Source organism: Streptomyces sp. NTH33 (genome assembly GCF_003236365.1).
Taxonomy (GTDB): Bacteria; Actinomycetota; Actinomycetes; order Streptomycetales; family Streptomycetaceae; genus Streptomyces.
Window position 1 is genome coordinate 1 of the sequence record NZ_POTZ01000470.1, and the last position, 5,286, is coordinate 5,286.

At 68.2% G+C, this 5,286-nt stretch carries 6 protein-coding genes and 1 pseudogene; 4 read left to right on the forward strand and 3 right to left on the reverse strand.

The features are described 5' to 3' along the window. Positions 1-1,265: 1,265 nt before the first annotated feature. Positions 1,266-1,313: pseudogene (locus tag C1I97_RS43065) on the forward strand (hypothetical protein); the annotation flags it as partial. Between the two features lie 114 nt (positions 1,314-1,427). Here C1I97_RS43065 and C1I97_RS30690 read toward each other — a convergent pair. Next, positions 1,428-2,147, reverse strand: coding sequence for an IS6 family transposase (locus C1I97_RS30690; protein ID WP_111006350.1), 720 nt, complete (start codon positions 2,145-2,147; stop codon positions 1,428-1,430). 55 nt (positions 2,148-2,202) lie between these two features. Between C1I97_RS30690 and C1I97_RS41950 the strand changes: the two genes are divergently transcribed. Together C1I97_RS41950 and C1I97_RS41955 are read left to right on the forward strand one after the other, a co-directional pair. Then, positions 2,203-2,433: a LysR substrate-binding domain-containing protein gene (locus C1I97_RS41950; RefSeq protein ID WP_258382812.1), complete on the forward strand. Its 231-nt coding sequence runs from the start codon at positions 2,203-2,205 to the stop codon at positions 2,431-2,433. Between the two features lie 29 nt (positions 2,434-2,462). Continuing rightward, positions 2,463-2,831: a LysR substrate-binding domain-containing protein gene (locus C1I97_RS41955; protein ID WP_258382813.1), complete on the forward strand. Its 369-nt coding sequence runs from the start codon at positions 2,463-2,465 to the stop codon at positions 2,829-2,831. 422 nt (positions 2,832-3,253) lie between these two features. Here C1I97_RS41955 and C1I97_RS30700 read toward each other — a convergent pair whose 3' ends face one another. Both C1I97_RS30700 and C1I97_RS30705 read right to left on the reverse strand, forming a co-directional pair. Further along, a complete protein-coding gene (locus tag C1I97_RS30700; protein WP_111006351.1) occupies positions 3,254-4,123 on the reverse strand; it encodes an alpha/beta fold hydrolase in 870 nt (289 codons plus the stop codon). Positions 4,124-4,149: 26 nt separating this feature from the next. Beyond that, the gene (locus C1I97_RS30705) at positions 4,150-4,542 is read right to left on the reverse strand and encodes a hypothetical protein (protein WP_111006352.1); all 393 of its coding nucleotides are present in this window, start codon (positions 4,540-4,542) and stop codon (positions 4,150-4,152) included. Positions 4,543-4,697: 155 nt separating this feature from the next. On the opposite strand from C1I97_RS30705, the gene C1I97_RS30710 reads away from it, so the two are divergent. Further along, positions 4,698-5,156: a LysR family transcriptional regulator gene (locus C1I97_RS30710; RefSeq protein ID WP_111006353.1), complete on the forward strand. Its 459-nt coding sequence runs from the start codon at positions 4,698-4,700 to the stop codon at positions 5,154-5,156. The last annotated feature ends 130 nt before the right edge of the window (positions 5,157-5,286 follow it).

Here is a 5,286-nt window from a genome sequence, read left to right on the forward strand (position 1 = left end):
AACCGATCACCGAACCAGGACAGATCACACACCTGAAGACCCGCCGACGAGACCGGCTCGGCGACACCCTCCACGAGTACCACCACGCCGCTTGACCAGGGCGGATGATTATTCGGCACCCGCAGGGTGTCGGCGCCGCGGTCTCCCGCAGCGAGACGATGCCGACCCAGCGGTTCATGTCCCTCCCCTTGGCGGGGCGGCACAGCCCGGCGGCTGGCGGGTGGTGTCAGTACACTCCCCGGCGTCGTACGAGCGGCCCCCCGGCCTGCTGTTCCCCTTCTCGTCCCACCGCACCTCACCGACCTCGATGATCACGGCGGAACCCCCAGGTCAGCGTACGTCTCGGTCGGCTGGTTGGGCAGGGGTCAGACAGTATGAGGTAGGCTGTCCCGTCCCGGTGCTTGATGGGTTGCTCCTCAAAGGCGAAGCCGTCGAGCCGGGCGGGGCAGCCCGAAGTGAGCTGTCCCGAGTTTCGTAGAGTCCGGGGGCCTGTCCCGAGTTTCGTAGAGTCTCGGGCCTGTCGCCGGGCAGCCAGGCGCGGATAGGGCGAGGACGGCCAGGCCTCAGCAGGGCACCGCGGCTGCCTGGGTCACGTCCGTCGACGCGGTGGTCGCCGCGCACCCCGAGGCCGACCGGGAGCAGCTGCGCGCGGTGGAGAGAGGCCGGCGCTCTCCGCTCGCGGCGCTGCGCCCCGCACCGGCGGCAGCACCCGCATGAGCCTCCAGGTGCCTTCCGCCTGCCGTGCCCCACGCCGTCCAGAAGGCGGCCGGGGCGCGGTGTTCTCTTGCGGGCCGCTCAGGCCTGCCCGGTCGCCGGTTCCCACAGGGGGCGGGCGAGCCCGGTTCCGTCGCAGTGGAAGCAGCGCCCTCCCCCAGGGGCACGGCGGGCGCCGAGGGTGCCGGCGGCATTCTCGAAGAGGCGGGTGAGGCCGACGGCGCAGACCTGCGTCTGCGACGGCTGCTCAGCAGTCCCCTCCTCCTGGCCTTGGTGTCCGCCTGCTCCAGCCGCACCTCCAGCGCGTCCCAGGCGCGCACGGCGCATGCCCGGCCCGGGGAAGGGCTCTTGGTGCGGTCGGGCACGTTCCGCCCTGCGGTGACGGCCGACGCTCCCCTTTTCCGACCCGGCCGGGGACCTCGGGAACCGCCGCAACCGGATGCTGCTCCCCTCGTCCGGTACCTCGCCGGACGAGAAGCCAGTGCACTCCGGTCGGGTGAATGCCTGCCGTTGAGAGAACTTCTTCGCCCCGGCAGCGCGTCGTGCCATTCATGGACGCGATCAACGAGGTGCACGTGGCGGAGCCGGGGCTGGTCGTGGTCGATGTTGCGGCCGCCGACGACCAGACCGCTCTCGCCGGCGTTGTCACGTTGTTGGATGTGCGCGGGCCTGATGGCGTGCCAGGGCGCGGTCGGCTCGAGTGTCAGCCTGGGTCAGGCCGTTGCGGCTGTGCCGACGACTCCGGTGACGTGGTCCCAGATGGCGAAGCGGATGGTCATTTCGGCTCGGTAGTCGGGGGCGGTGAGCAGGTGGCGGTGGGGTCGGCAGTGGGGTGAGATGCCGCTGAACGCGGACAAGAACCGCTGGGCCCCGCCCACGCTGCGGAAGCCCTTCATAGCCCGTTCGCGTTGCCTGGTGGGCTGATGGCTGTTCTCCGCTCGGTTATTGAGGTACTTCGACTGACGGTGCTCGGCGGAGGGCATGACCTCGCGGTGGGCCGCGCCGTAGGAGCGGAGCTTGTCCGTGACGACCACCCGCAGCACCGCGCGCGTCTTTTTCAACAGGCGGCGGAAGAAGCGCCTGGCGGCGGCCTTGTCCCGTCGGCTCTGCACGAGGATGTCGAGCACGTTGCCGTCCTGGTCGACGGCCCGCCACAAGTACTTCAACCCACCGTTGATCTTGATGAAGACCTCGTCCAGGTGCCACTTGTCGCCGGTCCGGGGCCGGCGACGGCGTAGTCCATTCGCGTAGGCCTGGCCGAACTTGGCGCACCAACGGCGGATGGTCTCGTAGGAGACGATGACGCCGCGCTGGAGCATGAGCTCCTCGACCTCACGGAAGCTGAGCGGGAATCGGTGGTACAGCCACACGCAGTGGGAGATCACCTCGGCCGGGTACCGGTGCCCCCTGTACGACGGCGACGTGCTCTCCACGGACGACCCCGCCCAGCATGATCAACCCGAAGAGCATCCCACCCGGTCAACCAACGTGACAGCGCCCCTGGTCTCGTTCCTCCGCGCGCACCCGGACGTCGACGTCACGGTATGCGAGAGCCGCACCCCGCACACGGTGCGGATGCTCGCCGACGGCGAGGCGGACCTGGGGGTCGTCCTCGACGACGAGTCGCGCGACTGCGGCCTGCACATGGAGCCCCTCGGTGACGACTCCCTCGTCGTGATCGGCCAGGCCGGAGGAATCATCGCCGGCGGACCTCACTGACCTACAGCGAGGTCGCCGAGCACCCGCTCATCGGGCTCGACGCCGGCTCCTCGCTGCGCCGCTGGATCGAGAAGCACCTCGGGCCGCACGCTCCGGCGGCGCGTTACCGCACCACCGTCGCCGACCTCGGCGTCCTCGTCGCCCTCGCTGCCGCAGGCGTCGGGCTCGCCGTCGTACCGCGTCGCGCCATCGACCCCCACCAGCCACTCGCCGTGTGCGAACTGCAGGATCCCTGGGCCCGCCGCCACCATCTGCTGGCCTGGGGCGTCAGAGACCGCGCCTCGTCGACGGCCACCGCGGCGCTCGCCGAACACCTGCGCAACGCGGCACTGTCCGAGCGTTCCTCCCGCACCGCATACCAAGACCCCATGGACCGGCGCCCCTTCCACGACGGCTGACCGAACACCCGAAACGGGCCGGGCGCCAAGCACCCGGATCCGCGGACCCAGCCGGCGGGAACCGTCGTCTCCGGGCGAACTGGCCGCCCCTTCTCGAGCACGGGCCGCTCACCAGCGGTTTCCCGCCCTGGCCGCCCGCCGCGCCGGAGGTCACAGCTGGTGACGGGTCTGTCCAGTGAACGCCTCTGGCCCACATTCGGTGGTGCCGCATTGTGGCCATGGTTGCTGACGGTGGAGCACGCAGGTCGGAGAGGTGCTCGCGGTTGCCAGACGGGACTCTCGTCTCCGGACGCAGCCGCCGTCCCCTCCGTGAGCTGCGAGATCCGGGCCCAGACGAACGTGACGCGCGGTTACCACCGAATGTGGGCCAGAGCCGTTGACCGTACAGACCCGGGCCGGCTTCGGGTCGGGGCGAAGGCCGCTCAGCCGGGGAGGCTGGTCCGTTCTTCGATTCGCTGCAGTGCGTGCTTGAGGTACTGCGCGAACCGCGGGTAGTTCTCGCTCATCGGGAAGTGGCCGATGTCCTTCATCTCGATGAATTCCGCGCCACGGATCTGCTTGGCGGTGCGCTCGCCGTCCTCGGGGATGGTGAGGTAGTCGTACTCGCCGGTGAGCATGATCACCGGGCACGCGTCGCCGTCGATGTCGCCGAGGCGGTCACGCAGGTCGTGGTCGACCGAGTAGTAGTACAGGTCGCCCTTGAACGCCTCGGACCCCTGGCTGTAGTAGAACCACGTGGCCCAGCGGTCCCGCTCCGGGGACTGTGGCGCCATGAGGTCCCACACACCGCTGGCGCACACCTGGGCCGCGTTGGCGTGCGGGTGCTGCCACCAGTCGAGGTAGAAGCCGGGCGAGTAGTCGGCACCCTCGACCGGGATGACGGCCTTGAAGCGGTCCGGGTGGCGCAGCGCCAGTTGCAGTGCGACGTTGCCGCCGAAGGAGGAGCCCATGAAGATCGGGTCTTCCAGCCCGAGAGCGTCGCAGAATGCGGTGATGAACGCCACGAAGTGGTCGGCGGTGAGCTTGTACTCTTCCTTCCACCAGTCCGTATTCCGTGGCGGGTCGGACTTTCCGTGGCGGGCGAGGTCGTACGCGATGACGCGGTAATTGCTGGTGATCTCCTCGTCTTCCAGGAGACCGCGCCACTGGTGGTTGTGGGCGCCGGCGGTGTGCTGGCAGACGAGCGGCTGACCCTCGCCGTTCTCCAGGTAGAACACCTTGTACTCGACGCCTTCGACATCAATGGTGACGTAGTGGCCGGTGACCGGGGAGATACGGGAATTGTTGCTCATCGGGTTCCTTTCGGCGGAGTGATCGGTCAGCCCAGCGGGCCGGTGACGCGCAGCAGTTCCAGCTGCCGGGTCAGGCAGCGCAGGTTCTGCATGAGGACCAGCAGGTCTCCCTCGAGCCGCATGCCCCGTCGGAAGGTGGCCGCCCAGATGCCGTGGTACATGGGACCGGGCGTCGCCTGGCAGAATCCCTGCCAGGTCTCGGCGGTCGCGCGGATCGCGAAGTCGTAGGCCGCCAGCGGCTCCGGGTCGACGATCAGTTCTTCGATGCGCCCGTGGTGCACACGGACGAGAAAGGAATGCGTCTCCATGTCGAGCAGGTAGCTGCACGAGAAATACTTCCCGTGCGCCTGGATTTCCGCGTCGCCGTCACTGAGCTGACGGAAACGATCCACTGACTTCTGCACCGTTGCTGTTGCCATTTACCTCTCCTCGGTAACGCCGATTTTTCTGCAAAGCTAATGCGGTGCTGCGGGGCGGTCTAATGCAAGTTCGCCGCCGATCGATAATCCAGGGTTATTGATGGGGTGGCGGCATGCTTCTGTGACAGCAGAGACCCGGCGGTATCACTCCGCCCATGGAGCTGGGGCTGCGTCTGCTGAGATACTTCACAGCCGTCGCCGAGGACCTGCACTTCGGACGGGCAGCACAACACCTGCACATCTCCCAGCCTGCGCTCAGCGTCCAGATCCGCAAGCTGGAGCACATTTTCGGCGTGGAGTTGTCCCGCCGTACCAGCAGGCATGTCGAGTTGACCGCGGCTGGTGAGGCAGTCCTCGTCGAGACGCGCAAGACGCTGGCTGCCGCAGACCGAACCATCGCCGTGGCGCGCAGCGCCGCCCGCGGCAAGGCGAGCCACTTGATGGTGGGGTTCGTGGCCCACGCTGCCGCGGAGTTGACGCCTGCGATCCTCGAGGAGTTCGGCCGCCGGCACCCGCACGTCGACGTCCGGATACGGCAGTTCACCTTCCCCGATCCGCTCGCGGGGTTGGGAGACGTCGACGTTGCGTCCGCCCTCCGCTGCGGTCGGACCTGATCAAGGGGTGTGTCAATTTAACGGGTCTGGCCCGTAGTCGGTGGTGACGGCGGGTAGCCATCAGCGATCATGATCTTGTGATGGATGTCAACTCGCTTGTCGCCACGGCGTTTTCCGGGCTGTCGGGGGT

Excerpts from the sequence above, each read along its gene's own strand:
- C1I97_RS30700 (WP_111006351.1), bottom strand. The coding sequence starts at position 4,123 with ATGAGCAACAATTCCCGTATCTCCCCGGTCACCGGCCACTACGTCACC.
- C1I97_RS30705 (WP_111006352.1), bottom strand. The coding sequence starts at position 4,542 with ATGGCAACAGCAACGGTGCAGAAGTCAGTGGATCGTTTCCGTCAGCTC.
- C1I97_RS30710 (WP_111006353.1), top strand. The coding sequence starts at position 4,698 with ATGGAGCTGGGGCTGCGTCTGCTGAGATACTTCACAGCCGTCGCCGAG.